At 70.9% G+C, this 26,570-nt stretch carries 24 protein-coding genes; 4 read left to right on the top strand and 20 right to left on the bottom strand.

Going from position 1 to position 26,570, the window contains the following annotated elements:
- Window positions 1-5 precede the first annotated feature (5 nt).
- The 7 genes from alaS to aspS all read right to left on the bottom strand — a co-directional run bounded on the left by alaS (window position 6) and on the right by aspS (window position 7,725).
- On the bottom strand, window positions 6-2,678 hold the full coding sequence (alaS, locus tag LWF15_RS31080) for an alanine--tRNA ligase (RefSeq protein ID WP_232814544.1): 2,673 nt from the start codon (window positions 2,676-2,678) through the stop codon (window positions 6-8).
- Window positions 2,679-2,787: 109 nt separating this feature from the next.
- Window positions 2,788-3,147 carry a DUF6167 family protein gene (locus tag LWF15_RS31075; protein ID WP_232814543.1) on the bottom strand — a complete coding sequence of 120 codons (360 nt, stop codon included), beginning with the start codon at window positions 3,145-3,147 and terminating at the stop codon, window positions 2,788-2,790.
- Window positions 3,148-3,154: 7 nt separating this feature from the next.
- Window positions 3,155-3,520, bottom strand: coding sequence for a DUF948 domain-containing protein (locus tag LWF15_RS31070; protein WP_232814542.1), 366 nt, complete (start codon window positions 3,518-3,520; stop codon window positions 3,155-3,157).
- A gap of 153 nt (window positions 3,521-3,673) precedes the next feature.
- The gene (locus LWF15_RS31065) at window positions 3,674-5,086 is read right to left on the bottom strand and encodes a replication-associated recombination protein A (RefSeq protein WP_232814541.1); all 1,413 of its coding nucleotides are present in this window, start codon (window positions 5,084-5,086) and stop codon (window positions 3,674-3,676) included.
- 48 nt (window positions 5,087-5,134) lie between these two features.
- Window positions 5,135-5,320: a hypothetical protein gene (locus tag LWF15_RS31060; protein WP_232814540.1), complete on the bottom strand. Its 186-nt coding sequence runs from the start codon at window positions 5,318-5,320 to the stop codon at window positions 5,135-5,137.
- A 137-nt stretch (window positions 5,321-5,457) separates the two neighbouring features.
- Window positions 5,458-5,772, bottom strand: coding sequence for a hypothetical protein (locus tag LWF15_RS31055; protein WP_232814539.1), 315 nt, complete (start codon window positions 5,770-5,772; stop codon window positions 5,458-5,460).
- A gap of 132 nt (window positions 5,773-5,904) precedes the next feature.
- A complete protein-coding gene (gene aspS, locus LWF15_RS31050) occupies window positions 5,905-7,725 on the bottom strand; it encodes an aspartate--tRNA ligase (RefSeq protein ID WP_232814538.1) in 1,821 nt (606 codons plus the stop codon).
- A 150-nt stretch (window positions 7,726-7,875) separates the two neighbouring features.
- Here aspS and LWF15_RS31045 point away from each other — a divergent pair, with 150 nt between their 5' ends.
- The gene (locus LWF15_RS31045) at window positions 7,876-9,075 is read left to right on the top strand and encodes an Rv2578c family radical SAM protein (protein WP_232814537.1); all 1,200 of its coding nucleotides are present in this window, start codon (window positions 7,876-7,878) and stop codon (window positions 9,073-9,075) included.
- Window positions 9,076-9,108: 33 nt separating this feature from the next.
- On the opposite strand, the gene LWF15_RS31040 is transcribed toward LWF15_RS31045, so the two are convergent.
- Window positions 9,109-9,807 (bottom strand): MBL fold metallo-hydrolase, encoded by a 699-nt coding sequence (locus tag LWF15_RS31040; RefSeq protein WP_232814536.1) that lies wholly within the window; start codon window positions 9,805-9,807, stop codon window positions 9,109-9,111.
- A 170-nt stretch (window positions 9,808-9,977) separates the two neighbouring features.
- On the opposite strand from LWF15_RS31040, the gene LWF15_RS37945 reads away from it, so the two are divergent.
- The 3 genes from LWF15_RS37945 to LWF15_RS31025 all read left to right on the top strand — a co-directional run bounded on the left by LWF15_RS37945 (window position 9,978) and on the right by LWF15_RS31025 (window position 12,883).
- Window positions 9,978-10,823 carry a peptidylprolyl isomerase gene (locus LWF15_RS37945; RefSeq protein WP_232814535.1) on the top strand — a complete coding sequence of 282 codons (846 nt, stop codon included), beginning with the start codon at window positions 9,978-9,980 and terminating at the stop codon, window positions 10,821-10,823.
- 74 nt (window positions 10,824-10,897) lie between these two features.
- Window positions 10,898-12,148 (top strand): DUF349 domain-containing protein, encoded by a 1,251-nt coding sequence (locus LWF15_RS31030; protein ID WP_232814534.1) that lies wholly within the window; start codon window positions 10,898-10,900, stop codon window positions 12,146-12,148.
- A 150-nt stretch (window positions 12,149-12,298) separates the two neighbouring features.
- Window positions 12,299-12,883 (top strand): hypothetical protein, encoded by a 585-nt coding sequence (locus LWF15_RS31025; protein ID WP_232814533.1) that lies wholly within the window; start codon window positions 12,299-12,301, stop codon window positions 12,881-12,883.
- A gap of 81 nt (window positions 12,884-12,964) precedes the next feature.
- Here the strand turns inward: LWF15_RS31025 and LWF15_RS31020 are convergent, their stop codons facing one another.
- The 12 genes from LWF15_RS31020 to pdxS form a co-directional block, all read right to left on the bottom strand.
- Window positions 12,965-15,226 (bottom strand): RelA/SpoT family protein, encoded by a 2,262-nt coding sequence (locus tag LWF15_RS31020; RefSeq protein ID WP_408624387.1) that lies wholly within the window; start codon window positions 15,224-15,226, stop codon window positions 12,965-12,967.
- A 572-nt stretch (window positions 15,227-15,798) separates the two neighbouring features.
- Window positions 15,799-16,326, bottom strand: coding sequence for an adenine phosphoribosyltransferase (locus LWF15_RS31015; RefSeq protein WP_408624385.1), 528 nt, complete (start codon window positions 16,324-16,326; stop codon window positions 15,799-15,801).
- Window positions 16,327-16,349: 23 nt separating this feature from the next.
- Entirely contained in the window at window positions 16,350-17,513 is a 1,164-nt protein-coding gene (gene secF / locus LWF15_RS31010) for a protein translocase subunit SecF (protein WP_232814532.1), read from the bottom strand.
- Window positions 17,513-19,558 carry a protein translocase subunit SecD gene (gene secD / locus LWF15_RS31005; protein ID WP_232814531.1) on the bottom strand — a complete coding sequence of 682 codons (2,046 nt, stop codon included), beginning with the start codon at window positions 19,556-19,558 and terminating at the stop codon, window positions 17,513-17,515. Before secD ends, secF begins: the two co-directional genes overlap by 1 nt.
- A gap of 58 nt (window positions 19,559-19,616) precedes the next feature.
- Entirely contained in the window at window positions 19,617-20,015 is a 399-nt protein-coding gene (gene yajC, locus LWF15_RS31000; RefSeq protein WP_232814530.1) for a preprotein translocase subunit YajC, read from the bottom strand.
- A gap of 141 nt (window positions 20,016-20,156) precedes the next feature.
- Entirely contained in the window at window positions 20,157-21,275 is a 1,119-nt protein-coding gene (gene ruvB / locus LWF15_RS30995; RefSeq protein ID WP_232814529.1) for a Holliday junction branch migration DNA helicase RuvB, read from the bottom strand.
- Window positions 21,275-21,901, bottom strand: coding sequence for a Holliday junction branch migration protein RuvA (gene ruvA, locus LWF15_RS30990; RefSeq protein WP_232814528.1), 627 nt, complete (start codon window positions 21,899-21,901; stop codon window positions 21,275-21,277). The genes ruvB and ruvA overlap by 1 nt, the downstream gene beginning before the upstream one ends.
- A 101-nt stretch (window positions 21,902-22,002) precedes the next feature.
- Window positions 22,003-22,581, bottom strand: coding sequence for a crossover junction endodeoxyribonuclease RuvC (gene ruvC, locus LWF15_RS30985; protein WP_232814527.1), 579 nt, complete (start codon window positions 22,579-22,581; stop codon window positions 22,003-22,005).
- A gap of 78 nt (window positions 22,582-22,659) precedes the next feature.
- The gene (locus LWF15_RS30980) at window positions 22,660-23,418 is read right to left on the bottom strand and encodes a YebC/PmpR family DNA-binding transcriptional regulator (protein WP_232814526.1); all 759 of its coding nucleotides are present in this window, start codon (window positions 23,416-23,418) and stop codon (window positions 22,660-22,662) included.
- Between the two features lie 54 nt (window positions 23,419-23,472).
- Window positions 23,473-24,906, bottom strand: coding sequence for an MFS transporter (locus LWF15_RS30975; protein ID WP_232814525.1), 1,434 nt, complete (start codon window positions 24,904-24,906; stop codon window positions 23,473-23,475).
- A 116-nt stretch (window positions 24,907-25,022) separates the two neighbouring features.
- Window positions 25,023-25,646 (bottom strand): pyridoxal 5'-phosphate synthase glutaminase subunit PdxT, encoded by a 624-nt coding sequence (gene pdxT / locus LWF15_RS30970; protein WP_269811147.1) that lies wholly within the window; start codon window positions 25,644-25,646, stop codon window positions 25,023-25,025.
- Window positions 25,640-26,542, bottom strand: coding sequence for a pyridoxal 5'-phosphate synthase lyase subunit PdxS (pdxS, locus tag LWF15_RS30965; protein ID WP_285622362.1), 903 nt, complete (start codon window positions 26,540-26,542; stop codon window positions 25,640-25,642). The genes pdxT and pdxS overlap by 7 nt, the downstream gene beginning before the upstream one ends.
- Window positions 26,543-26,570: the final 28 nt, after the last annotated feature.

Raw genomic sequence — 26,570 nt, 5'->3', positions numbered from 1 at the left:
GCCGCTCAGCTGCCGGCCGATCGCTCGGCGACGACGGCCTCGATCCGGCGCATCGCCTCGGCGATCTTTGACGCGTCCGCGCCACCGCCCTGCGCCACGTCGTCCTTGCCGCCGCCTCCGCCACCGAGGACCTTGGCCGCCTCGCGCACCAGTTCGCCGGCCTTGACGCCGCGCGCCCGGGCCTGCTCGTTGGTGGCGACGACCACGACCGGCCGCTCCTTGGCGACCGCGGCGACCGCGACCACCCCGGCCCGGGACTCGGCGATCCGGCCCCGCACGTCGAGCGCCAGCGCCCGGGCGTCGGCCGGGTCGGCCGGGCCCGCGTCGTGCGCGACCAGGGCCACGCCGTTGATGTCGGCGGCCTTGTCGACCAGCGACGAGGCCGCGTTCAGAAGAACCTGACGGCGGCCCTTCTCGAGCTCCTTCTCGGCCTCGCGCAGGCGGGCGACCAGGGCGTTGACCCGCTCGGGCAGCTCTTCGGGGCGCACCTTCAGCGCCTCGGTGAGCTGGCTGACCAGGGCGCGCTCACGCCCCAGGAAGCGCAGCGCGTCGAGACCGACGTAGGCCTCCAGCCGGCGGGTGCCGGCGCCGACCGAGGACTCGCCGATCAGCGAGATCGCGCCGATCTGGGAGCTGTGCTCGACGTGCGTGCCACCGCACAGCTCACGCGACCAGGCCCCGCCCATCTCGACGACGCGGACCTCCTCGTCGTACGTCTCGCCGAACAGCGCCAGGGCGCCGATCTCGCGCGCCTTCTGGATCGGCATGTAGGTGGCCGAGACCGGGTAGTCGTAGCGCAGCGCCAGGTTCGCGACCTGCTCGAGCTCCTCCTTGACGGCCGCGTCGAGCCCGGACGTCCAGGCGAAGTCGAGCCGTAGGTAGCCGGGGCGGTTGAAGGAACCGCTCTGCAGCGCCGTGGGCCCGAGCACCTGCCGCAGCGCCGCGTGCACCACGTGGGTGCCCGAGTGCGCCTGGCAGGCGGACAGCCGCCACTCGCGGTCGACGCTGGCCAGCACGTCGGAACCGGACCGGATGGTGCCCTCGGTGACCTCCACCGTGTGCACGATCAGGCCCTTGACCGGACGCTGGACGTCGAGCACGCGCAGCCGTGCACCGTCGGCGGTGATCTCGCCCTCGTCGGCGATCTGGCCACCGGACTCGGCGTAGAACGGGGTGCGCTCGAGCACGACCTGGATGGTCTGGCCCTTGTCGGCCGACTCGACCGGGCTGCCGTCGAGGATCAGGCCGCGCACGGTGGAGTCGGTGGACAGCTCGCGGTAGCCGGTGAACTCGGTGATGCCGGGCTCGCGAAGCTCGCGGTAGACCGAGGTGTCGGCGTGCCCGACCTTCTTCGCCTTGGCGTCGGCCTTGGCCCGGTTGCGCTGCTCGGCCATGAGCCGGCGGAAACCGTCGTGGTCGACGGTCAGGCCCTGCTCGGAGGCCATCTCCAGGGTCAGGTCGATCGGGAAGCCGTAGGTGTCGTGCAGCTGGAACGCGCGCTCGCCGGAGAGCGTGCTCTCACCCGCCGACTTCGCGCTCGCCACGGCCGTGTCCAGGATCGTCGTGCCGGCGCTGAGGGTGCGGGTGAACGCCTGCTCCTCGGCCTGCGCGATCTGGCTGATCCGGGCGAAGTTGGTCTCCAGCTCGGGGTACGAGGCCGCCATCCGGTCCTTCGACACGGTGAGCAGGTCGGTGATCGCCGCGTCCTGCACACCGAGCAGCCGCACCGAGCGGATCACCCGGCGCAGCAGGCGGCGCAGCACGTAGCCGCGCGCCTCGTTGGACGGGGTGACGCCGTCGCCGATCAGCATCAGGCCGCTGCGCACGTGGTCGGCGATCACCCGCATCCGCACGTCGTCCTGCGCGTCGGCGCCGTAGCGCCGGCCGGTGATCTCCTCGACCCGGGCGATGACCGGGTAGACCTCGTCGATCTCGTAGAGGTTGTCCACCCCCTGCAGCAGGCTGGCCATCCGCTCCAGGCCCATGCCGGTGTCGATGTTCTTCGACGGAAGCGGCGCCTCGACGTCGAAGTCGATCTTGGTGCGGACCTCGCTCAGCATCTCCTGCATGAAGACGAGGTTCCAGATCTCCAGGTAGCGGTCCTCGTCCGCCTCCGGGCCACCGTCGGGGCCGTAGGCCGGCCCGCGGTCGAAGTAGATCTCGCTGCACGGGCCGCCCGGGCCCGGAACCCCCATGTGCCAGTAGTTGTCGGCCAGACCACGCTGGACGATCCGCTCGTCGGGCAGGCCCGCCACCCGGCGCCAGATGCCGCGCGACTCCTCGTCGCCCTGCAGCACGGTGACCCACAGCCGGGACTCGTCCAGGCCGTAGCCGCCGTCGGACTGGTCGCGGGTCATCAGCTCCCAGGCCAGCTCGATCGCCTTCTCCTTGAAGTAGTCACCGAAGGAGAAGTTGCCGTTCATCTGGAAGAACGTGCCGTGCCGGCTGGTCTTGCCGACCTCGTCGATGTCGAGGGTGCGGATGCACTTCTGGACGCTCGTGGCGCGCTGGTACGGCGGCGTCTCCTGGCCCAGCATGTAGGGCTTGAAGGGGACCATGCCGGCGTTGACGAACAGCAGGGTCGGGTCGTCGTACAGCAGCGGAGCACTCGGCACGACCGTGTGCCCACGCGTCGAGAAGTACCGCAGCCAGCGGCGGCGGATCTCTGCCGTCTCCATGGATCTGACCTTTCGCGTCACGGTGCGACCTGCGTCGCGGACCGGTTGTGCCTGTAGCCCCTCACCGTGCCCGGAGGGCGACGGCGGGGGCCAGGGGTTTTCCGGCGATTCAGTAGGGGCGGCGACCGTTGCCCGGCCCGCCCAGGCCGAACTCGTCCTCGTCGTCGTACCGGGGGTACTGCCCCGGGCGGGACGGGCCGGTGGGGTCGTCCACCAGCGATTGTGCGGCCTCGGGACTCATCGTCCCGGCCTCGACACCCAGGGCGAGACGCAGCTCCTGCTCGCGCTCGGCCATCCCCTCACGGATCACCGCGGCCATCTCGCGCAGGCCGTCACCGAGGGAGGAGATCGACGAGGAGAGCGAGTCGCTCATCCCGGCCGGGGAGTACTGCTCGACCGTCTTCGTCAGCTTGCGCACGGCGTAGACGCCGGCCCCGGCGCCGACCGCGATCCAGAAGAGCCTGGCCATCAGTGCCTCACCGCTTCCGCTGACCGGCGGCCTTGCGGCCCCCGACGGCCTGGCGCACGCCGTAGGTGAACGCGGCGACCTTGACCACCGGCGAGCCCAGGGTGGCGGCGAACAGCGCGGTCAGCGCGGAGACGTTGGTGGACACCTGGGCCACGTTGTTCGTGATCGTGTCGACCTTGCCCAGCTGCTGGTTGGTCGAGGCCACGGTGGTGGTCACCTCGGACAGCAGCGGGAGCGCACCGTCGGAGAGGCCACGCACGGTGTTGCGCGTCTCGTCCAGCACCTTGCCCAGCTTGATCAGGGGGATCGCAATCACGCCGACGAGGAGGACGAAGGCTATGGCTGCGATCAGCCCGGCGATGTCGCCCACCATGAGTTATCCCTTTCATCGCGCGCTGCGGACTGGTTCGGCCAGGTCCGGTAAACCGGTCACTTCCCGGCCGAACGGGGTTGACCCTATCGCGGTCCGGCGGTACCGCTGTCCCGGTGGTTCTGCGACACTCCCCGGCCGGTGCCGCAGCGGCGTTCAGCGGCGCCGGTTGCCGCCGCGGAGCACGGATCTCAGGCGGGCCAGGCGTTCGGCCATACCTCGCTCGGCGCCCCGGTCGGTGGGGGCGTAGTACTCCCGGCCGGCCAGGTCGTCGGGCAGGTACTGCTGGGCCACCACCCCGTGGGGATGGTCGTGGGCGTACTTGTAACCCCGCCCGTGGCCGAGTTTCTTGGCACCGGAGTAGTGCGCGTCGCGCAGGTCCGGCGGCACCGGACCGCCCAGCCCGGAGCGCACGTCCTGGGTGGCCGCGTTGATCGCCATGTAGGAGGCGTTCGACTTGGGCGCCATCGCCAGGTGCACCGTGGCCTGGGCCAGGATGATCCGCCCCTCGGGCATGCCGATCATCTGCACCGCCTGGGCCGCCGCCACGGCCACCGGCAGCGCGGTCGGGTCGGCCATGGCGATCTCCTCGGAGGCGGCGATCATGAGCCGGCGGGCGATGAACCGCGGGTCTTCACCAGCCTCGAGCATCCGGGCCAGGTAGTGCAGGGCGGCGTCGACGTCGGAACCGCGGATGCTCTTGATCAGCGCGCTGGTGATGTCGTAGTGCTGGTCGCCCTCGCGGTCGTAGCGGACCATCGCCTTGTCGACGGCCTGCTCCACGTCCTCCACGGTGACGGTCTCGTGCTCGCCCCGGCTGAGCGCGCTGCCGGCTGCCGCCTCGAGCGAGGTGAGGGCCCGGCGGGCGTCTCCGTCGGAGAGCCGGACCAGCGCCGCCGTGGCCTCTTCACCCAGCTCGACCGTGCCGTTCAGGCCGCGCTCGTCCTGCACCGCGCGCTGCAGCAGACCCGCGATGTCGGCGTCTTCCAGCTGCCGCAGGGTGAGCAGCAGCGAGCGGGACAACAGAGGGGAGATCACGCTGAACGAGGGGTTCTCGGTGGTCGCGGCGACCAGGATGACCCAGCGGTTCTCCACCCCCGGCAGCAGGCCGTCCTGCTGGGACTTGGTGAAACGGTGGATCTCGTCGAGGAAGAGGACGGTGCGGGTCTCGGACCGGTCGCGCAGCTGGCGCGCCTCTTCCATCACCCGGCGCACGTCTTTCACGCCGGCGGTGACGGCCGACAGTTCGACGAACCGGCGGCCGCCGGTGTTGGAGACCACGTGCGCGAGCGTGGTCTTCCCGGCTCCCGGAGGACCCCAGAGAATGACGGACGCCGGGCCCGCCAGCCCGTCGGCCCCCTCGGCCAGGCGGCGCAGAGGGGAACCGGGGCCGAGCAGATGCTCCTGGCCGACCAGTTCGTCGAGGGTGCGTGGACGCATACGGACGGCCAGCGGCGGGCGGTCGCCGCTGCCCGCGTGGCCGAGGCTGCCGGGGCGGACAGGGTTGAGCGCGGCCGCCGCCCCCGCGTCGGGGGCCTCGGCTTCGTCGGAGGAGAACAGATCGGCCATCGGTCGCAGATTATCCGCAGCCACCGACAACGATGCGCCGCAGGGTGATCAGCGGGGTGGGGTGCCGTTCTGGCCGCGGTTGAGCAGCCAGTCGACGCCGAACGAGAGCACGGCGGCCACCAGGCCGAGGACCAGCCCCACCACGACACCGTTGCCGAGCACCAGGTTGAGCACCAGGGCGATCACGAAGGCCACGGCCGGGAACAGGAACGACCGCAGCAACTGAGGGCTCACGACCGGACCTTGTGGCTATTGTGTCTCATGAGCACCACCGTAGAGGCCCGAACCGGGGACAGCACGACGGCTGCCACGGCCGGGTCGGCAGTGGCGGCCAGGGTCGCGATGCCGGCGAAGAGGAAAATGCCGGGGTTTCAGTAACTGCCCCCGCCGCCACCCCCATCGCTACCGCCGCCGGAACTGTCTGACGGAGGGCTCCAGCCGCCGTCGTAAGAAGCGGCCGATCCGCCCGCCGCACCGGACGAGCCGACTCCCCGGCCTTTCGTCCCCCCGGCGACCGATGATGCGGTCATCCGCTTCCAGATCATTCCCACGACGAAGGCGACCACGAAGGCGCCTGCCGTGATGCCCAGCGCGACCGGAACGGATGCCCCGCCCAGCAGGCTCACCAAGCCTGCGAACACGGCGACGCCCAGTTCGACGGTCAGCACGATCGCCCCGTTACCCATGTCTCCCCCTCTCCCCCCAACCCAACGACGGTACGGGGGCACGAAGCGTCCATTAATCGGAGGGCGGTGCCGGGGCAGCAAAACACGATCCCCGGCCCGCACGACGCGGACCGGGGATCGTAAATGCGGAAATCAGGCCTGCTTCTGGCCTTCCAGGCCCTGCTCCACGAACGCCTCGTCAGTGGCCGGCTTGGGCTTGGGCGGCACGAAGTCGACCCCGGCCTCCTTGCGCTGGGCCGGGGTGATCGGCGCCGGAGCAGCGGTCAGCGGGTCGTAGCCGCCGCCGCTCTTCGGGAACGCGATGACCTCACGCAGCGAGTCGGCCCCGGCCAGCAGCATGACGATCCGGTCCCAGCCGAAGGCGATGCCGCCGTGCGGCGGGGCGCCGAACTTGAAGGCGTCGAGCAGGAAGCCGAACTTCTCCTGGGCGTCCTCGTCGCTCAGGCCCATCATCGCGAAGACCCGCTCCTGCACCGAGCGCTGGTGGATACGGATCGACCCGCCACCGATCTCGTTGCCGTTGCAGACGATGTCGTAGGCGTAGGCCAGGGCGTTGCCCGGGTCGGACTCGAACTTGTCGATCCACTCCGGCTTGGGCGAGGTGAAGGCGTGGTGCACGGCCGTCCAGGCGCCCGAGCCGACGGCCACGTCACCGCTGGCCACCGCGGCCGAGGCGGGCTCGAACAGCGGGGCGTCGACGATCCAGACGAACTCCCAGCGGTCGGCGTCGATCAGGCCGCAGCGCTTGCCGATCTCCAGCCGGGCGGCGCCCAGCAGGGCCCGGGCCTCGGAGGTGATCCCGGCACCGAAGAACACGCAGTCGCCCGGCTTCGCGCCGACGGCCTCGGCCAGACCGGCCCGCTCGGCCTCGGAGATGTTCTTGGCCACCGGGCCGGACAGCGTGCCGTCCTCGGCGATCAGCACGTAGGCCAGACCCCGGGCGCCGCGCTGCTTGGCCCACTCCTGCCAGGCGTCGAGCTGCCGGCGCGGCTGCGAGCCACCACCGGGCATCACCACGGCGCCCACGTACTCGGACTGGAACACCCGGAACGGCGTGCCCGCGAAGTACTTGGTCATGTCGACCAGCTCGTTGCCGAAGCGCAGGTCGGGCTTGTCGGAGCCGTACCGGGCCATCGCGTCGCCGTAGGTCATCCGCGGGATCGGCGTGGTGATCTCGTGGCCGATCAGCTTCCACAGCGCCTTGACGATCTGCTCGCCGACCGCGATCACGTCGTCCTGCTCGACGAACGACATCTCGATGTCGAGCTGGGTGAACTCGGGCTGGCGGTCGGCCCGGAAGTCCTCGTCGCGGTAGCAGCGGGCGATCTGGAAGTAGCGCTCCATCCCGCCGACCATGAGCAGCTGCTTGAACAGCTGCGGGCTCTGCGGCAGGGCGTACCAGGAGCCGGGCTTCAGCCGGGCCGGGACGACGAAGTCGCGGGCGCCCTCGGGGGTGGAGCGGGTCAGGGTCGGCGTCTCGATCTCGACGAAGTCCTGGTCGAGCAGCACGTTGCGGGCGGCCTGGTTGACCTTGCTGCGCAGCCGGATGGCCGCGGCCGGGCCGCTGCGGCGCAGGTCCAGGTAGCGGTACTTCAGCCGGGTCTCCTCGCCGACCTCGATGTGGTCGTCGAGCTGGAACGGCAGCGGCGCCGACTCGTTGAGCACCTCGACCCGGGTGGCGATCACCTCGATCTCACCGGTGGCCAGGGCCGGGTTCTCGTTGCCCTCCGGCCGGGGCGAGACCTCACCGGTGACCCGCAGGCAGAACTCCGAGCGCAGGCCGTGGGCGACGGCCTCGTCGCGGACGACCACCTGGGCGACGCCGGAGGCATCCCGAAGGTCGACGAACGCCACCCCGCCGTGATCCCGGCGGGAGGCGACCCATCCGGTGAGGATGACGGTTTCGCCGACGTGGCCGGACCGCAGGGATCCGGCCTGATGGGTGCGCAGCACGGTGTGGCCTCTCGAAAGTTGGTGGTTCCTGTCTGGACGACGGCGATTCTACGGATCCACGGCGACGGCTTCACCCGGGTTCCCACCGGTGACACGCAGGGCCGCTTTCCGTACTTGCCCGCAGCTTCGAACACGTGTTCGAATACCGGCATGCGTTGGGATGCACAACGGGTGGGCCAGGCCCATCGAGCCACCACCGGGCCGCTCGGAGGGACCGGCCCGGTGGTGGCTCCGGCTCTGCCCGGTCTCGACGCGCCGGCCGTCCGGGCGATCAGCGGTCTGCTGCGCTCGGTCACCACGCCCGAGTTCGCCGGGATGACGTTCCACGAAGTGGCCGCCCGCAGTGCGCTGAACCAGGTGCCGGGCGGTTCACCGATGCCGTTCCGCTACACGGTCAACGCCTACCGCGGCTGCTCCCACGCCTGTGTGTACTGCTTCGCCCGGGGCACCCACTCCTACCTGGAGCTCGACACCGGCTCCGGCTTCGACACCGAGATCGTGGTCAAGGTCAACCTGGTCGAGGTGCTGCAGCGCGAACTGGCCCGCCCGTCGTGGCAGCGCCAGCACGTGGCGATGGGCACCAACACCGATCCGTACCAGCGGGCCGAGGGGCGCTACCGGCTCATGCCCGGGGTGATCCGCGCCCTGGCCGGCTCGGGCACACCATTCTCGATTCTCAGCAAGGGCGGGCTGCTGCGCCGCGACCTGCCGCTGCTGCAGGAGGTCGCCGCCGACGTGCAGGTCGGCCTGGGCATGTCGATCGCGATCTGGGACGATTCGCTGCACCGCAGTCTGGAACCGGGCACACCGAGCCCGAAGGCCCGGCTCGAGGTGGTCCGGGCCGCCCGCGAGCGGGGTCTGCCGTGCGGGGTCTTCCTGGCGCCGGTGCTGCCCTGGCTCACCGATACGGAAGAGCACCTCGACGAGGCGATCGGCCGGCTGGCCGCCGCGGGGGCGACCGGGGTCACCGTGGTCCCCCTGCACCTGCGGCCCGGCGCCCGTGAGTGGTTCTTCGCCTGGCTGCAGCGCGAGCACCCCAAGCTGGTCCGGCGTTACCGCGAGCTCTACGGCAAGGGCGCCTACGCCACCCCCGACTACCGCCGATGGCTGGCCGAACGGGTGCAGCCGCTGCTACGTCGGCACGGGATTCATCAGGCCGGGGCGGGAACCCGGGGCGACCGAGGCGCTGGAATGGAAGGCATCCCGGGCGATCCGGAGAGCCGCTTTCCGGCCGGCAGCATGCCCGGCGGCGGCTCCGGCCGAACAGACGGCGACCAGTCTGCGACGATCGGGCCCACCTCTCCGAAGGCGACCAACAACCCCGTCCGCGAGCAACTCAAACTGCTGTGACCCGTCCTCAGGCTCGAAACCCGGGATACAGCCTCACATCACCGCTCGCAGGAACGGGTTGTCCCGGCGCTCGCGCCCGATCGTGGTCGGGTCCCCGTGCCCGGGCATCACCAGCGTCGCGTCGTCCAGCGGCAGCACCTGCTCGCGCAGCGACCGGTTCATCGCCTCCGAACTTCCCCCCGGCAGATCCGTACGCCCGATCGAGCCGGCGAACAGCACGTCCCCCGTCAGCATGGTCGAGGTCAGTCCCGCCTCGGCCGCCATCCCCGCCGGTATGCCGTCCAGCGAGAACATCACCGACCCCTCGGTGTGTCCCGGCGCGTGCACCACGCCCAGGTCCAACCCCGCCAGGGTGAGGCGTTCCCCGTCCCTGATCGTGCGGATGTCGTCCGGCTCCTTCCAGCTGGTCGCGCCGTACTGCTGGCGGAGCATGTCGCCGAAGGCCTCCGGCAGCGAGCCCAGCGGATCGGTCAGCCGGTAACGATCGTCCTCGTGCACGCTCATCGCCACGCCGTGCGCCCCGCACACCGGGGTCACCGAGAAGACGTGGTCGATGTGCCCGTGGGTGACCAGTACCGATGCGGGCTTCAGCCGGTACTCCCGCAGAACCGCCGAGAGCCGGTCGAGCACCGCCACCCCCGGGTCGACGATCACGCACTCCTCGCCCGCCACCGGGGCGAGGATGTAGCAGTTGGTGCCGAACACCTCTGACGGGAACCCCAGCAAGAGCATTCCCCGAGCGTACTCAGTCCCCTGACGGCTCCCCCGGCCTCCTACCGTCCACCGCTCGGCACGTCGTGGCAGCTCACTGCGCCGATCACTCACTCCGTACCCCCTAGACTGCCTAACGGGTGACCCGCGGCAGGTGTACCGACGGGGCGACAACGGCTGGAGGGAAGCACGTGACCCCGAAGAATCGGGAGCGCGCGTACGAGAAGCGTCGTTACGAGGAGTGGCAGGGCCGGCTCTCTGCGAAGCAGGTGCGCGCCCAGCAGATCCGGCAGCGACTGGCCATCGGTGGTGGTGCGCTGATCGTCGTGCTCGTGATGGTGATGGCGTTCCTGCTGATGAACGAGGCGGACGACGACGAGTCGACGCCCTCGGCCGGCAGCACCACCCCCGCCGCGACCGCCTCTGCCGCCGCTTCCACCTGCCCTCCGGTCGAGGTCAAGGCCCCGGAGAGCCCGAAGCAGTTCGACAAGGTCCCGGACAAGAGCCTCGCCGCGGGCAAGAGCTGGACCCTCGAGATGAAGACCACGTGTGGCGACATCACCGTCGAACTCGACGGCAAGGCCGCCCCGCAGGCGGTCTCCTCGATGATCCAGCTGGCCCGCGACGGCTTCTACGACGGCTCCCCCTGCCACCGGCTGACCACCGCCGAGCGCTTCAAGGTGCTGCAGTGCGGCGATCCCACCGGCACCGGTACCGGCAGCCCGGGGTACAGCTACGGGCCGATCGAGAACGCTCCCGAGGACCAGGTGTACACCGAGGGCACGGTGGCGATGGCCCGGGCCGGCGGCGACGGTGAAAGCATGGGCAGCCAGTTCTTCCTGGTCTACGGCGACACCGACATCCCGGACGACGCCGCGGGCGGCTACACCGTGCTGGGCAGGATCACCGAGGGCCTGGACGTGGTGAAGAAGATCGCGGAAGGCGGCGAGGACACCGGCTCCGGTGACGGGAAGCCGGTCTCCGCGGTGTCGATCGAGACGACCGGGGTGGCCGAGTTGGCCGAGTTGGCCGAGTAGATGTGAGCAGAAGTGAGCAGGGCACACGGGGTTGACGGGTTTGACATGGGTGGCGAAGCAGAAGGCGTGAGATCGTGACCGGACAAGAGTGGGGCCGCGCGGACGAGGACGGCACCGTCTGGGTGCGGACGGCCGACGGGGAGCGCAAGGTCGGCCAGTACCCGGGTGTCAGCCAGGACGAGGCGCTGGCCTACTTCGTGCGCAAGTACGAGGACCTGGCCGCGCAGGTGAGTCTGCTGGAGCAGCGGGTGAAGGCCGGGCAGGTCTCCCCCGCGGACTCCGAGACCACCATCAAGCGGCTCGAGCCGACGATCCGCGACGCCAACGCGGTGGGCGACCTGGACGGGCTGCTGACCCGGCTCACCGGGCTGGCCCCGGCGGTGGAGCACCTACGCGAGGAGACGCAGCGGGCCAAGCAGGAGGCGCGCGCGGCGATCGTGGCCGAGCGCACCACCCTGGTCGAGGAGGCCGAGGCGCTCGCCGGGGCCGACCCGCAGCGGATCCCGTGGAAGAGCTCCGGCGACCGGCTGCGCGAGCTCTTCGACGAGTGGCGTCGCCTGCAGAAGGAGTCGCGCCTCGACAAGCACACCGAGGACGAGCTCTGGAAGCGGTTCAGCCACGCCCGCACCACCTTCGACCGTAAGCGCCGGCACTACTTCGGCGCCTTGGACGAGGAGCGGCACCAGGCCAAGGCGGCCAAGGAACAGCTGATCGCCGAGGCCGAGGCGCTCAGCACGTCGTCCGACTGGGGCAACACCGCCGCTGCCTACCGCGACCTGATGACCCGGTGGAAGTCCGCCGGGCGGGCCGCGAAGAAGGAGGACGACGCGCTCTGGGCCCGCTTCCGGGCCGCGCAGGACGCGTTCTTCACCGCCCGGCAGAACGCGAACTCGGCGCTGGACGAGGAGTTCCGCGGCAACCTGGAGATCAAGGAGCAGCTGGTCGAGGAGGCCGAGCGGCTCCTGCCGGTCACCGACATCGCCGCTGCCAAGGCCGCGCTGCGGGATCTGCAGGTGCGCTGGGACGAGGCCGGCAAGGTGCCGCGCAACGACATGCAGCGCATCGAGGGCCGGCTGCGGCGGGTGGAGCAGGCCGTGCGCGACGCCGAGCAGGACAAGTGGCGGCGCAGCAACCCCGAGGCCCGGGCCCGGGCGAACGACATGGTCAGCCAGCTCGAGCGCACCATCGCCGACGCCGAGGCCGACCTGGCCAAGGCGCAGGCCTCGGGCAACGCCCGCAAGATCAAGGAGCTCGAGCAGTCGCTGGCCTCCCGCCGCGCCTGGCTGGAGCAGGCCCAGCAGGCGATGAACGAGTTCACCGAGTAGGCCCCGACTTCGGGCGCCGAGGGCAGGTTTTCACCTGCCCTCGGCGCCCGTTGCGTTTTCTGCAGGCTGCGGTCGGCAGGAACCCCCGGTCATCCACAGGCGTGGTCCGGCGGGCTGCGGGCCGGCACCCGGACCGGGCAGATTGCTCCCGTGAGCATGTCGGAGGGCGAAGGGCCGTTCCTGGTCGCCGGATACCGTGAGCGCGCCGAACTTCTGCGCGACGGTCTGGCCCGGGAAGTGCTTGATCTGGTGGTGGTTTCACCCTCCACGCCGATCACGCCGAGCATCCGGGCGCTGGCGGTGCGGGAGAAGCTGGGCCACTGGGAGACGGATCCGGCTCGGGGGCGCTCGATCGGGTTCGGTACTGCGGGCTGGGTTCTCACCGGTTCCTGGCCCTCAGGCAACGCATCGGCCGAGCACGAACGGCGCCTTGATCTGATCATCGGCCGAAATCGACGCTCCCCCCGGCTGGCTCAGGTGCGCGTACGCCAGATCGATGTCCCCGCCGAGCATTTGTACGTCCTGGAGGGTCTCCAGATCACCACCCCGGTACGCACCGCAGCAGACCTGGCGCGTGATCTCCCCCGCGACGAGGCGCTCCCCCGGCTACGGCTTCTGCAGGAGATGCACGACGTGCACCCGCCCCAGGTGCTCGACCTGCTTACGGCCATGCCCTACGCCCGAGGGGCAGCAGTCGCGCGGGCGGTGGTGCGGGAGTGGGCCGAAATGGCCTGACTGCGAAGAGCTCTCCAACAATGGACGGGTGCCCGCCCGCCTTGGGGAGGCGGAGCGGGCTCCCTCCGGATCGGCGTCGTCTCAGTCGAGATCGGTGTCGCTACGGCGCCCGGTGATGCGGTAGGCGTCGAACACGCCGTCCACCCGGCGGACCGCGGCGATCACGTGCCCCAGGTGGGCCGGGTCGGCCATCTCGAAGGTGAACCGGGAGATCGCCATCCGCTCACGTGAGGTGGTCACGTTCGCCGACAGGATGTTCACGTGCTCGTCGGACAGGGTGCTGGTCACGTCGGACAGCAGCCGGTTACGGTCGAGCGCCTCGACCTGGATCTGCACCAGGAACACGCTGGCCTGGTTGGGCGCCCACTCGACCTGCACGATGCGGTCGGGCTCCTCGCGCAGACCGCTCACGTTGTTGCAGTCCTCCCGGTGCACCGAGACACCGGAGCCCCGGGTGACGAAGCCGATGATCGGGTCGCCCGGCACCGGGGTGCAGCACCGCGCGAGCTTGACCCAGACGTCCTCGACGCCCTTGACCACCACACCCGGGTCGCCCATCCGCGGCCGGCGCGGCCGCATCGGGGTGACCGTCTCGGCCAGGTCCTCCTCGGTGCCGGCCTCGCCACCGGCCGAGTCGACCAGCTTCTGCACCACGTGCGCGGCGGAGATCTGGCCCTCGCCGACCGCCGCGTACAGACCGGACACGTCCTGGAAGCGCAGCTCGGTGGCCAGGCCCATCAGGGACTCGTGGGTGAGCAGGCGGCGCATCGGCAGGTTCTGCTTGCGCATCGCCTTGGTGATCGCGTCCTTGCCGGACTCGATCGCCTCCTCGCGGCGCTCCTTGGAGAACCACTGGCGGATCTTGTTGCGGGCCCGGGGGCTGTGGACGAAGTTCAGCCAGTCCCGGCTGGGCCCGGCCGCGTCGGTCTTGGAGGTGAACACCTCGACCACGTCGCCGTTGTCGAGCGAGCTCTCCAGCGGCACCAGGCGGCCGTTGACCCGGGCGCCCATGCACCGGTGCCCGACCTCGGTGTGCACGGCGTAGGCGAAGTCGACCGGGGTGGACCCGGCCGGGAGCGCCACCACGTCACCCTTCGGCGTGAAGACGTACACCTCCTGCGCCTGGATCTCGAACTGCAGCGACTCCAGGAACTCGCCCGGGTCGGTGGTCTCCCGCTGCCAGTCGAGCAGCTGGCGCAGCCAGGTCATGTCGGTGGCGTTGCCGGTGCCCGCGCCCGGGGCGCCGTTCGCGTCGTCCTTGTACTTCCAGTGGGCGGCCACGCCGTACTCGGCCCGGCGGTGCATCTGGTGGGTGCGGATCTGGATCTCGACCGGCTTGCCCTCGGGACCGATCACCGTGGTGTGCAGCGACTGGTACATGTTGAACTTGGGCATCGCGATGTAGTCCTTGAACCGGCCCGGGACCGGGTTCCAGCGCGCGTGCAGCGCACCCAGGACGGCGTAGCAGTCGCGCACCGAGTCGACCAGGACCCGGATGCCCACCAGGTCGTAGATGTCGGCGAAGTCGCGGCCGCGCACGATCATCTTCTGGTACACGGAGTAGTAGTGCTTGGGCCGGCCGGAGACGACCGCCTTGATCTTGCCCGCCCGCAGGTCGGCCGAGACCTGCTCGCGCACCTGGGCCAGGTAGTCCTCCCGGGCCGGGGCCCGCTCGGCCACCAGGCGGACGATCTCGTCGAACACCTTGGGCCAGAGCGTGGCGAAGCTCAGGTCCTCGAGCTCCCACTTGATCGTGTTCATGCCCAGCCGGTGGGCCAGCGGCGCGTAGATCTCGAGGGTCTCGCGGGCCTTCTTCTCGGCCTTGTGGGCGGGCACGTAGCGCCAGGTGCGGGCGTTGTGCAGCCGGTCGGCCAGCTTGATCACCAGGACGCGGATGTCCTTCGACATGGCCACGACCATCTTGCGCACGGTCTCGGCCTGGGCCGCGTCGCCGTACTTGACCTTGTCGAGCTTGGTGACCCCGTCGACCAGCATGGCGATCTCGTCGCCGAAGTCGCCGCGCAGGTCTTCCAGGCCGTAGCTGGTGTCTTCCACCGTGTCGTGCAGCAGGGCCGCGGCCAGCGTGGCCGGGGTCATGCCCAGCTCGGCCAGGATCTGGGCGACCGCCACCGGGTGGGTGATGTACGGGTCGCCGCTCTTGCGCTTCTGCCCCGAGTGCGCCTTCTCGGCGACCTGGAACGCCTTCTCGATGATGGCGAGGTCGGCCTTGGGGTGCGCGTTGCGGACGCTGCGCAGCAACGGCTCGAGCAGGGGCGAACTGGGGGTGCGCGAGGCTGCGCCCAGTCGCGCGATGCGCGAGAACACCCGCACCGGGGAGACCAGCGGCTCGCTGGTGCGTGGGCGGGGCTCGACCGCGGCGCGGGGCGCGGTTGCCGCCGCCGGACGGGGACGGCCGGGCGCGGGCGGGATCTGGTAGCCCGCCGGCTCCTGCCCGGCCGGTTCGCCCGAACCGCCGGAACTCGCGGGGGGTGCTGCGGGAGCGGGGACGGGGCGGGCCGGCTGACCGGCGGCCTCCTGGGCGTCGTGGTCCTTCACGGTCGACAGCGCAGGGCGGCCTTCCCGCCCGTCCCGCAGCGCCTGCTGCGCGACCCTCGCTGCGACCTCTTCGGACACCCGATCCTCCCGACGTCGTACGTCTCGCACGGAGACTCTTGCTGGACGAGTGTAGGGCCCGCGAAGCTCCCGTGCCTCGGCTCTCGGCAAGCTCACCGCCCGCCTTGAGCCCGCCCAGCGGTTACCAGAGCGGCTCCGGACGCCGATTCATTCCCGATTCTGCGGGTAACGGTCACTTCCGATCTTGACTAACCGCCCGACTTGAGCCCTACGTGTTGAATACATCACGGCAGGTCGAACAAAAGGGGTCATCCGCCCCAAAGGGCGGCGACCGCCCGTTCTCAGTAGTTCAGCAACGATTTCACATCGCGCCCGGCGAGCCGCTCCCGGCCGTTGAGGAATCCGAGCTCGACCAGGAACGCCACCGACACGACCTCGGCCCCCACCCGCTCGAGCAGACCGGCCGCGGCCTCGGCCGTGCCCCCGGTGGCCAGCACGTCGTCGAGCAGCAGCACCCGCTGCCCCGGCCGTACCGCGTCGTCGTGCATCTCGATGACGGCGGTGCCGTACTCGAGCGTGTACTCCGCCGACACCGTGGTGTGGGGCAGCTTGCCCTTCTTACGGATCGGCACGAAACCGACCCCCAGGGCCAGGGCCACCCCGGCGCCGAAGATGAAGCCCCGGGCCTCGACCCCGGCCACCAGATCGACCTCGGCCCCGCTGCCCGGCCGGTGCGCCGCGGCGAGCGCGTCGACCGCGGCCGCGAACAGCGCCGGATCGGCCAGCAGCGGGGTGATGTCCTTGAACAGGATGCCCGGGGACGGGTAGTCCGGGATGTCCCGGAGCCCCGCCTCGAGCTTCTGCAGCACGGCCTGGTCGGCCTGGTCGGCGGTCACCGCCGCTTGCCCCGCTTGGGCTGGGCGCGCTGGCCGGAGTCGGCCCTTCTGGTCGCCGGACCTCGGCGGGAAGGTGCCGCCGGAGCGTTGCGCACCGCCGTGGCGGCACCGGCACCCACCGGGGAGAGGCCCTCGCCCTCGTCGGCCGAGCCGTACTCGGGCGCCGGGTCCGCGGCCGGGGCGCCGCCCTCGGCCCGCCGCTTGAGCAACTTGCGGGTGTGCGCGACGATCTCCGGCTCGCGGCGGCGCATGTCCACCAGCAGCGGGGTGGCGATGAAGATCGAGGAGTAGGTACCGGCAGCGATACCGATGAACAGGGCCAGCGAGATGTCCTTCAGGGTGCCCGCGCCGAGCACGAAGGCACCGATGAAGAGGATCGAGGCGACCGGCAGGAGGGCCACCACCGAGGTGTTGACCGACCGCACCAGGGTCTGGTTGACCGCCAGGTTGGCGGCCTCCTCGAAGGTGCGCCGGGTCGAGGAGGTGATCCGCTCGGTGTTCTCCCGGACCTTGTCGAACACCACGACCGTGTCGTACAGCGAGTAGCCCAGGATGGTCAGGAACCCGATCACCGACGCCGGGGTGACCTCGAAACCGGTGAGCGCGTACAGGCCGGCAGTGATGATCAGGTCGTGGAACAGCGCGATCAGCGCGGCCACCGACATCTTCCAGGTCCGGAAGTACGCGGCAATGATCAGCCCGACCAGCAGGACGAAGACCAGCAGACCCTGAACGGCCTTGGTGGTGACGTCGCGGCCCCAGCTGGCGCCGACGAAGTTCGAGGTGACGTCGCTCTCGTTCACCCCGTAGGCCTTGGCCAGGGCGGCCCGGACCTCACCGGTCTCCTCGGGGTCCAGCGTCTCGGTCTGCACCCGGATGCCGTCGTCACCGATCACGGTGACCCGGGCCTCGGCCCCGGAGACCACCTCGCCGACCGCGTCGGAGCCGATGATGGTGCTGGTGTCGGAGACCTGAGAGAGCTGGAACTCCGAGCCCCCGCGGAACTCGATGCCGGGGTTCAGCCGGATCAGGGCGAGCGAGAGGATCGACAGCAGCGTCATGGCGACGGCGATCGCGTACCAGATCCGGCGCTTGCCGACGAAGGCGAAGGAGCGCTTGCCGGAGTGCAGGTCGTTACCGAAGGCGGCGAAGCTGAACATCAGGAGTTCCTCCCCGAGCCGGACGTGGTGACGTGGTCCTGGCCGGACGGACCGCCCGGATCACCGGGCTCGCCACCGTTGGCCGCGCGGGCCGCGGCGGCCCGGCGGGCCGCGATGCTCTCACCCGCAGTAGCGCCGGAGGTGGCGGCCGGCCCGGCGGTGGCGGGGGTCGGGCGCACCCGGCCCCGCCCGGCGTAGGCGTTGGGCCGGCCGAGCTGCTTGGCGCTGAACCCGGACAACGTGTGCCCTTCGGAGAAGAAGCGCGTCCGCGACAGCACGGTCACGGCGGGCTTGGTGAAGAGGAAGACGATGACGACGTCGATCAGCGTGGTCAGGCCGAGGGTGAAGGCGAACCCGCGGACACCGCCGACGGCGACCAGGTAGAGCACGATCGCGGCGACGAAGTTGACCGCGTCGGAGGCCAGGATGGTGCGCCGGGCGCGCTTCCAGCCGGCCTCGACCGCCGAGCCCAGCGGCCGGCCCTCGCGGACCTCGTCGCGGACCCGCTCGAAGTACACGATGAACGAGTCGGCGGTGATACCGATGGCCACGATCAGGCCGGTGACCCCGGCCAGGCTGAGCCGGTAGCCCTCGGTCTCGCCGAGCAGCACCACCAGGCCGTAGGTGAGGGCGGCGGCCATGCCGAGGCTGAAGATGGTGACCAGGCCCAGGGCCCGGTACTGCAGCAGCGAGTAGATCACCACCAGGATCAGGCCGATCAGGCCGGCCAGCAGACCGCGCTCCAGCTGCTCACCACCGAGCAGGGCGGAGATCTGGTTCTCGGTCTGCACCTGGAAGGAGACCGGCAGCGAGCCGAACTTCAGCTGCTGGGCCAGCAGCTGCGCCGAGTCCTGGGTGAAGTTGCCGGAGATCTCGGCCTGGCCGTTGGTGATCGCCGCGTTCGCGGTGGGGGCCGAGACGACCAGCTGGTCGAGCACGATGGCGAACTGGTTCTGCGCGCCGGTGAGCTGGATCAGCCGCTCGGTGACCTCGGCGAACTTGTCGCTGCCCTCGGAGTTGAACTCCAGGTTGACCACCCAGGCGCCGGTGGCGAAGCCCTGCTGGTTGGACTGCATGCCGGCGGTGGCGTCGGAGATGTCCGAGCCGGGAACTTCCACCGGGCCCAGGACGTATTTGTAGGTGCCGTCCTGCTCACAGGTGACCAGCGGCTTCTTCGGGTCGGAGGCCGCGCCCTGGATCTTGGCCAGGTCCTGGCAGGTCTCGGCCTGGAACTGCTCCTGCAGCTCGGGCGTGAGCTGGGCGAGGTCCGAGGCCGTGCCGGTGGAAGGATCGGTGGCCGCCGTCGCGTCGGGAGCCTCGGTGCTGCTGCTCGACGCCGAGGGCTCGCTGCTCTCCTCGGCCGCGTCGCCCTTGTCGGCTGCGTCGGCCTTGTCGGCCGAGCCCGACGGCGAGGAGGTGGGCTCCGTGGTCGGCGTGGAGTCGGCCCTCAGCGCCGACGGCACCAGAGAGTTGTTCTCGTCGCTCTTCTCGTCCGCCTTGTCGTCAGCCTTGTCGTCCGCCTTCTCCGTGGCCTTGGAGGTGGCCGAGGCAGAAGCGGAGGCCGAGGCGGACGGGGTGGCCCCGGTCTCGTCGCCCGACTCGTCACCGGTGGCGGACTCGGTCGGCGTGGTGGTGGGCATGCCCACCGCGGCCGCGACCAGGACCGGCCGGAAGTTCATCTGGGCCGACTGCTTGACCAGGTCACGGGTGGCCTGGTCGGGGTTGCCGGGCAGCGAGACGACGATGTTCTTGCCGCTCTGCGTGGTGATCTCGGCCTCGGAGACGCCCGAGCCGTTGACCCGCTGGCGGATCACGTTCACGGCCTCTTCCAGCTGCTCACCGGTCGGCGTGACGTTCTCGCCGTTGAGCGGCCGGGGCTCGAGGATGATCTCGGTGCCCCCCTCGAGGTCGAGGGCGAGCTGGGGCGTCCAGCCGCCGTCCGAGGTCACCGTGCGGACGCCGACCACGGCGTACACGACGGCCAGGATGGCGACCATGAACAGCAGTGCCCGACCTGGTCGGGAGGCGTTGCTGGATCGTGCCACGGTTGCGGGTCTCTTCTCGTTGTCCCAAGGACGGCGGATGCCGTCGCGGTCTGTCCGGCTAGCGGCCGCTGGTTCCGGGGGTGTCGTCGGCGTCGCTCGGGGGCGCCGCGTGTCCCGCCTCGGAGCGGACGTCGACCACCGGAGCGTCTTCGGTGCTCTGGACGTTCTGGATGTTCTGGCTGTTCTCGGTGCCGGCCGCCGGGTCGTCGGCGGTCACGGTCACGACCTGGGCGATGGCGCGCCGGGTCCACCGGGTGTGCACACCGGGGGCGATCTCGAGAACGACGGCCTCACCGTCGATCTCGACGACCTCGGCGTACAGACCGGAGGTGGTCATCACCCGGGTGCCGGGGGTGACCGAGTCCTGCAGCGCCATCAGCTCGCGCTGCTGCTTGCGGCCGCGGCTGACCATGAGCCAGAGCAGGACCAGCGGGACGGCCAGGATGATCAGTTCCATGTCGTCCTCCACATGGTCGGAGCTGTTCTCGTGAGTGTCACAACCGACCCATCATGCCCGACCGGCCGCCACTCGTGAGCACGCATGCTCCCACAGCAGACTGGGTGCTCTGTTCAGCCGACCCTTGACCTGGGCAGTTCGTCAGACGTCGGGATCGGGTAACGATTCCTGCACCATGCCCGAGCGACTGGTGAGCGTGCTGCCGCCGGTGCCCGCCCCCACCCAGGAGAATCCCGCGGGCGGAGTCAGGCCCAGGTGCTCCCAGGTGGCCGCGGTGGCCACGCGCCCGCGCGGGGTGCGCCCCAGCAGGCCTTCGCGCACCAGGAACGGCTCGGCCACCGTCTCTACCGTCTCGGGTTCCTCGCCGACCGCGACGGCCAGGGTGGACAGCCCCACCGGGCCCCCGCCGAAACGACGGCACAGCGCCTCCAGCACCGACCGGTCGAGCCGGTCCAGACCTCGCGCGTCGACCGCGTAGACCTCGAGCGCGGCCCGGGCGGCATCGAGGTCGAGCACCCCGTCACCGCGGACCTGCGCCCAGTCGCGCACCCGGCGCAGCAGCCGGTTGGCGATCCGGGGCGTGCCGCGCGAGCGCCCGGCGATCTCGGCCGCGCCCTCGGCGGTGAGCCGCACCCCGAGCAGTTCGGCCGACCGCCGCAGCACCCGCTCCAGCTCGGCCGGGGTGTAGAAGTCGAGATGGCCGGTGAAACCGAACCGGTCGCGCAGCGGGCCGGGCAGCATGCCGGCCCGGGTGGTGGCACCGACCAGGGTGAAAGGTGGCAGCTCGAGCGGGATCGCGGTGGCGCCGGGCCCCTTGCCGACGATCACGTCGACCCGGAAGTCCTCCATGGCGACGTAGAGCATCTCCTCCGCCGGGCGGGCCATCCGGTGGATCTCGTCGAGGAAGAGCACCTCCCCCTCGGACAGCGAGGACAGCACGGCGGCCAGGTCGCCGGCGTGCTGGATGGCCGGCCCGGAGGTGACCCGCAGCGGGGCGTTCAGCTCGTGCGCGACGATCATGGCCAGGGTGGTCTTGCCCAGCCCGGGCGGCCCGGACAGCAGCAGGTGGTCGGGCGCCGCGCCGCGCGCCTTGGCCGCGTCGAGCACCAGGCTGAGCTGCTCGCGCACCACCTGCTGGCCGACGAAGTCGCCGAGCATCTGCGGCCGCAGCGCACCCTCGATGACCCGCTCGTCGACGGTGGCCCCGGAGGCCAGCAGTTCGAGCGACTCGTCGGCGGCGGCCCGCGCGTCCTCGTTCATCAGCCCGTCCGCCCCAGCTGGCGCAGCGCGGCCCGCAGCACCTGGGCCATGTCGGGCGCCGCCCCGTTCACCTCCGGCGAGGAGGCGAGCACCGAGTCGACCGCGTCGGACGCGGCCTTGGCGGGCCAGCCCAGACCGGTGAGGGCGTCGAGCACCTGGTCGCGCCAGCCCTCGGCATCGGCCGCGGGCGCACCGGCCGCCGCCACCGTGGCCCCGGAACCGCTGGGAGCCCCCAGCTTGTCGGTGAGCTCGAGCACGATGCGCTGGGCGCCCTTACGGCCGATGCCCGGCACCTTGGTCAGCGCCGTCAGGTCCTGGTTGGCCACGGCCAGCCGCAGCCCTTCGGGGGTGTGCACCGCCAGCATGGCCAGGGCCAGCCGGGTCCCGATCCCCGAGACCGTCTGCACGATCTCGAACACGTCGCGCTCGTCCGGATCGGCGAAGCCGAACAGGGTCAGCGAGTCTTCCCGGACCACCAGGCTGGTGGCCAGTTCGGCCTCCTGCCCGGGCCGCAGCTCGGCCAGCGTGCCCGGGGTGGCCAGCACCTTCAGCCCGACCCCGCCGACCTCGAGAACCACCGAGTCCAGCCGGACGGCCGCCACCCGCCCCCGCACCGACGCGATCACCGCGAACTCCTCACCCTCCGAACATCTGTACGAGAAGGAAATCTAGCCGCTGCCACCGACAGAACCGGCCACCGGGCCCGGACGCGCCCGGACGCGCGCCCTCAGCGAGCCCGGGCCGACTTCTTCGACGCCTCGATCGCCGCCACCCAGGCCTGCTGGGCCCGGGTCGCCCCGCCGCCCGCCTTCGACACCGGCATCACCGCGGCCGTCCCGTCCCGCCACAGATGACAGATCGCCAGGGCCAGGGCGTCGGCCGCGTCGGCCGGCCGGGGCGCCTCACTGAGCTGCAGGATCCGCTGCACCATGGCCGTGACCTGGGCCTTGTCGGCCCGCCCGGACCCGGTGACCGCCGCCTTCACCTCCGACGGCGTGTGCATCACCACCGGGATGCCCCGGCGCGCCGCGGCCAGCACGGTGACCCCGGCGGCCTGCGCCGTACCCATCACCGTGGACACGTTGTTCTGGCTGAACACCCGCTCCACCGCCACCACGTCGGGCCGGACCTGGTCCATCCAGCCCTCCACCGCATCGCTGATGCCCAGCAGCCGCGAGCCCAGGTCGGTCCCGGCCGGTGTGCGGATCACGTCCACCGCCACCATCTCGGCCCGCCGCCCGGGCAGCCCGTCGACCACGCCCAGCCCGCACCGGGTCAGCCCCGGGTCCACCCCTAGAACACGCATGCAGCCACGATCACAGTCAAAACGGAACCGGGCCAGGAGCGACCCGGCCCGGTTCCCGTCGAACTCCCGCCGAGAAGGTCACTCGGCGTTCACGAGCTCCATGACCTCGTCGGACACGTCGAAGTTGGCGTAGACGTTCTGCACGTCGTCGCAGTCCTCCAGCGCGTCGATCAGCTTGAAGATCTTGCGCGCGCCCTCTTCCTCGAGCGGCACGTTCATCGACGGCACGAACTGGGCCTCGGCCGAGTCGTAGTCGATCGAGGCGTCGACCAGCGCGGTGCGCACCGCGACCAGGTCGGTCGGCTCGCTGACCACCTCGAAGACCTCGCCCTGGTCGTTGACCTCCTCGGCCCCGGCCTCGAGCACCGCCTCGAGCACGGTGTCCTCGGTCATCCCGTCGGTCTTCGGGACGATCACCACACCCTTGCGGTTGAACAGGTACGCCACGCTGCCCGGGTCGGCCATCGTGCCGTTGTTCCGGCTCATCGCGGTGCGGACCTCCATGGCGGCCCGGTTGCGGTTGTCCGAGAGGCACTCGATCAGCATCGCCACGCCGTTGGGGCCGTAGCCCTCGTACATGATCGTGACGTACTCGGCCCCACCGGTGTCGGCGCCGGAGCCGCGCTTGACCGCGCTGTCGATGTTGTTGTTCGGCACCGACGACTTCTTGGCCTTCTGGATGGCGTCGTACAGCGTCGGGTTGCCGGCCGGGTCACCACCACCCGTGCGGGCCGCGACCTCGATGTTCTTGATCAGCTTGGCGAACATCTTGCCGCGCTTGGCATCGATGACGGCCTTCTTGTGCTTGGTGGTGGCCCACTTGGAATGGCCCGACATCGGGTCGCCTCCCGTTACGCAAATCAATCAGAAACCAAAGCTCAGCGAGTCATGCTACCCATGCGCGGGGGTGACCTCGGACGTGGACGTCGCCCGGGCCGCCCGCTCGGCGCTGGCCCGGGCCCGCGGCCCGGACGAGACCACCCCGAAAACCAGGGCGAGGAGCGCGGACCCGGCCACCACCCACCAGCCGGCGTGGGCCGCGTCCAGACTGCCCCCGGCCCCGCGCGACGCCGCCGTGTAGACCGAGCCGACCACCGCCACCCCCACGGTGGTGCCGACCTGCCGGCTGGTCGAGGCCACCGCGGCGGCCAGTCCGGCCTGCGCGGGCGGCATCCCGGACACGGCCGTGCTGGTGATCGGCGCGTTGATCATGCCGAAGCCGACCCCGAACAGCACGTAGGCCACGAACAGCAGGGCCGTCGGCCGGGAGGGCTCGACGAAGGTCAGGGTCAGCGTGCCCGCGGTCATCCCGAGCCCGCCCAGCACCAGCGAGGGCCGGGTGCCGTAGCGGGCCACCATCCGGCCGGAGACCGGCGCCAGGGCCATGATCACCACCGCCATCGGCAGCAGGTACAGACCGGCCCGGAACGGGGACAGGCCCAGGTCGCCCTGCAGGTACAGGGTGTTGACGAAGAGACAGCCGCCGAACGCGGCGAAGGCGGTGAGGGCGATCAGCGTGGCCCCCGAGAACGTGCCGCTGCGGAAGAACCGCACGTCCAGAAGCGGCTCGGCGTGGCGCTTCTCGTACCTCACCAGAGCCGCTGCCGAAGCGGCGGCCACCAGCAGCAGCCCCAGCACCAGGGGTGAGTCCCAGCCCAGGTGCGGCACCTCGATCACCGCGTAGATCAGAGCGGCCAGGGCCAGCACCACCAGCACCTGCCCGACCGGGTCGAACCGGCGGGCCCGGGCGGCCCGCGACTCCGGCACGAACACCGCCGTCAGCGCGATCGCGGCCAGCCCGATCGGGATGTTGATCAGGAAGATCCAGCGCCAGCCCACGGTCTCGACCAGCAGGCCGCCCAGCACCGGCCCGAGACCGATGCTCACCCCCACCACCGCACTCCACACCCCGATCGCCCGGGCCCGTTCGCCGGGTTCGGGGAAGGCGTTGGTGACGATCGACAGCGCCACCGGGTTGAGCATCGAGGCGCCCACCCCCTGCAGCATCCGGAAGGCGATCAGCCAGCCCAGGCTGGGTGCCAGGGCACACAGCAGCGAGGCCACCACGAAGATCGCCAGGCCGGTCTGGAAGGTCCGGCGCCGGCCCAGCCGGTCCCCGGCCGAGCCGGAGAGCATCAGCAGGCTGGCCAGGACCAGCGTGTAGGAGTCGATAGCCCACTGCAGGCCCGACACGGAGGCGTCCAGGTCCTCCTGCAACGCGGGCAGCGCCACGTTCAGGACGGTGGCCTCCAGGCCGACGATCAGCAGGCTCATGCAGCAGATCAGCAGAACCAGCCGGCGGCGGCGGGGGCTCAGTTCGGTCATCAGGCTCTCGGTTCGACGCGGAAACGGTTCGTTACCCACGCTAACCAACCGCGAACCGGCGGTTCCTGTTCCGAGCCGACGATTCGGATCACACAGGTCGGATCACCCGGCCTGGATCAGACTGGGCCGGAAACCCCCGAACTGTGGACGTGGGTGCGCACCATCGCGGCGAACAGGGAGTGGACCCGGTGGTCACCGGTGATCTCCGGGTGGAACGAGGTGGCGAGCAGGTTGCCCTGCCGGACCGCGACCGCGTGACCCTCCGGAGTCCGGGCGAGCACCTCCACGCCGGCGCCGACCTTCTCCACCCACGGCGCCCGGATGAACACCGCATGCACCGGGCCGCCCTCGATCCCGGTGAAGTCCAGATCCACCTCGAAGGAGTCGACCTGACGCCCGAAGGCGTTCCGCCGGACGGTGACGTCGAGGCCCCCGAGAGTCTGCTGGCCCGGGGCGGTGTCGACCACCCGGTCGGCCAGCATGATCATCCCGGCGCAGGAGCCGTAGACGGGCACCCCGGACCCCAGCAGCTGCAGCAACGGCTCGCGCAGCCCGAAGATCCGGGTGAGCTTGTCGATGGTGGTCGACTCGCCGCCGGGCAGCACCAGACCGGACAGGCCCTCCAGCTCGGCCGGCCGGCGCACCGCCCGGGTGTGCAGCCCCTGCCCCTCGAGAACCGCCAGGTGCTCGCGGAAGTCGCCCTGGACCGCGAGCACCCCTACGACCGGAAGGCTCACCAGCCGCGCTCGGCGAGCCGGTGGGGCTGCGGGATCTCGTCCACGGTGATCCCGACCATGGCCTCGCCCAGGCCCCGCGAGACCTTGGCGATCACGTCCGGGTCGTCGTGGAAGGTGGTGGCCTTGACGATCGCCTCGGCCCGGGCCACCGGGTTGCCGGACTTGAAGATGCCCGACCCGACGAACACCCCGTCGGCGCCCAGCTGCATCATCATCGCGGCGTCGGAAGGCGTGGCGATGCCGCCGGCGGTGAACAGCACCACCGGGAGCTTGCCGGTGGCCGCGATCTGGCGCACCAGGTCCAGCGGGGCCTGCAGTTCCTTGGCCGCGACGTACAGCTCGTCCTCGCTCAGGCCGCGCAGCCGGCGCATCTCGGCGCCGATGGTGCGCATGTGGGTGGTGGCGTTGGAGACGTCACCGGTGCCGGCCTCACCCTTGGAGCGGATCATCGCCGCGCCCTCGGCGATCCGGCGCAGCGCCTCGCCCAGGTTGGTGGCGCCGCAGACGAAGGGCACCGTGAACTTCCACTTGTCGATGTGGTTGGCGTAGTCGGCCGGGGTCAGCACCTCGGACTCGTCCACGTAGTCGACGCCGAGCGACTGCAGCACCTGGGCCTCGACGAAGTGCCCGATCCGGGCCTTGGCCATCACCGGGATCGACACCGCGGCCTGGATGCCCTCGATCATCTCCGGGTCGCTCATCCGGACCACGCCGCCCTGGGCCCGGATGTCGGCGGGCACCCGCTCCAGCGCCATCACGGCCACGGCGCCGGCGTCCTCGGCGATCCGGGCCTGGTCGGGGGTGACCACGTCCATGATCACCCCGCCCTTGAGCATCTCGGCCATGCCGGTCTTGACCAGGCTGGTGCCGGTGACGGAGGGAGCGGGGCTGTCGGACACGGGAACCTCACAGACGGGAAACGAACCG

Origin of the sequence: Kineosporia rhizophila, assembly GCF_021277265.1 — a bacterium.
Taxonomy (GTDB): domain Bacteria; phylum Actinomycetota; class Actinomycetes; order Actinomycetales; family Kineosporiaceae; genus Kineosporia; species Kineosporia rhizophila.
The sequence above is the reverse complement of the archived record's forward strand: the minus strand, read 5'-3'. Positions and strand labels throughout refer to the sequence as shown.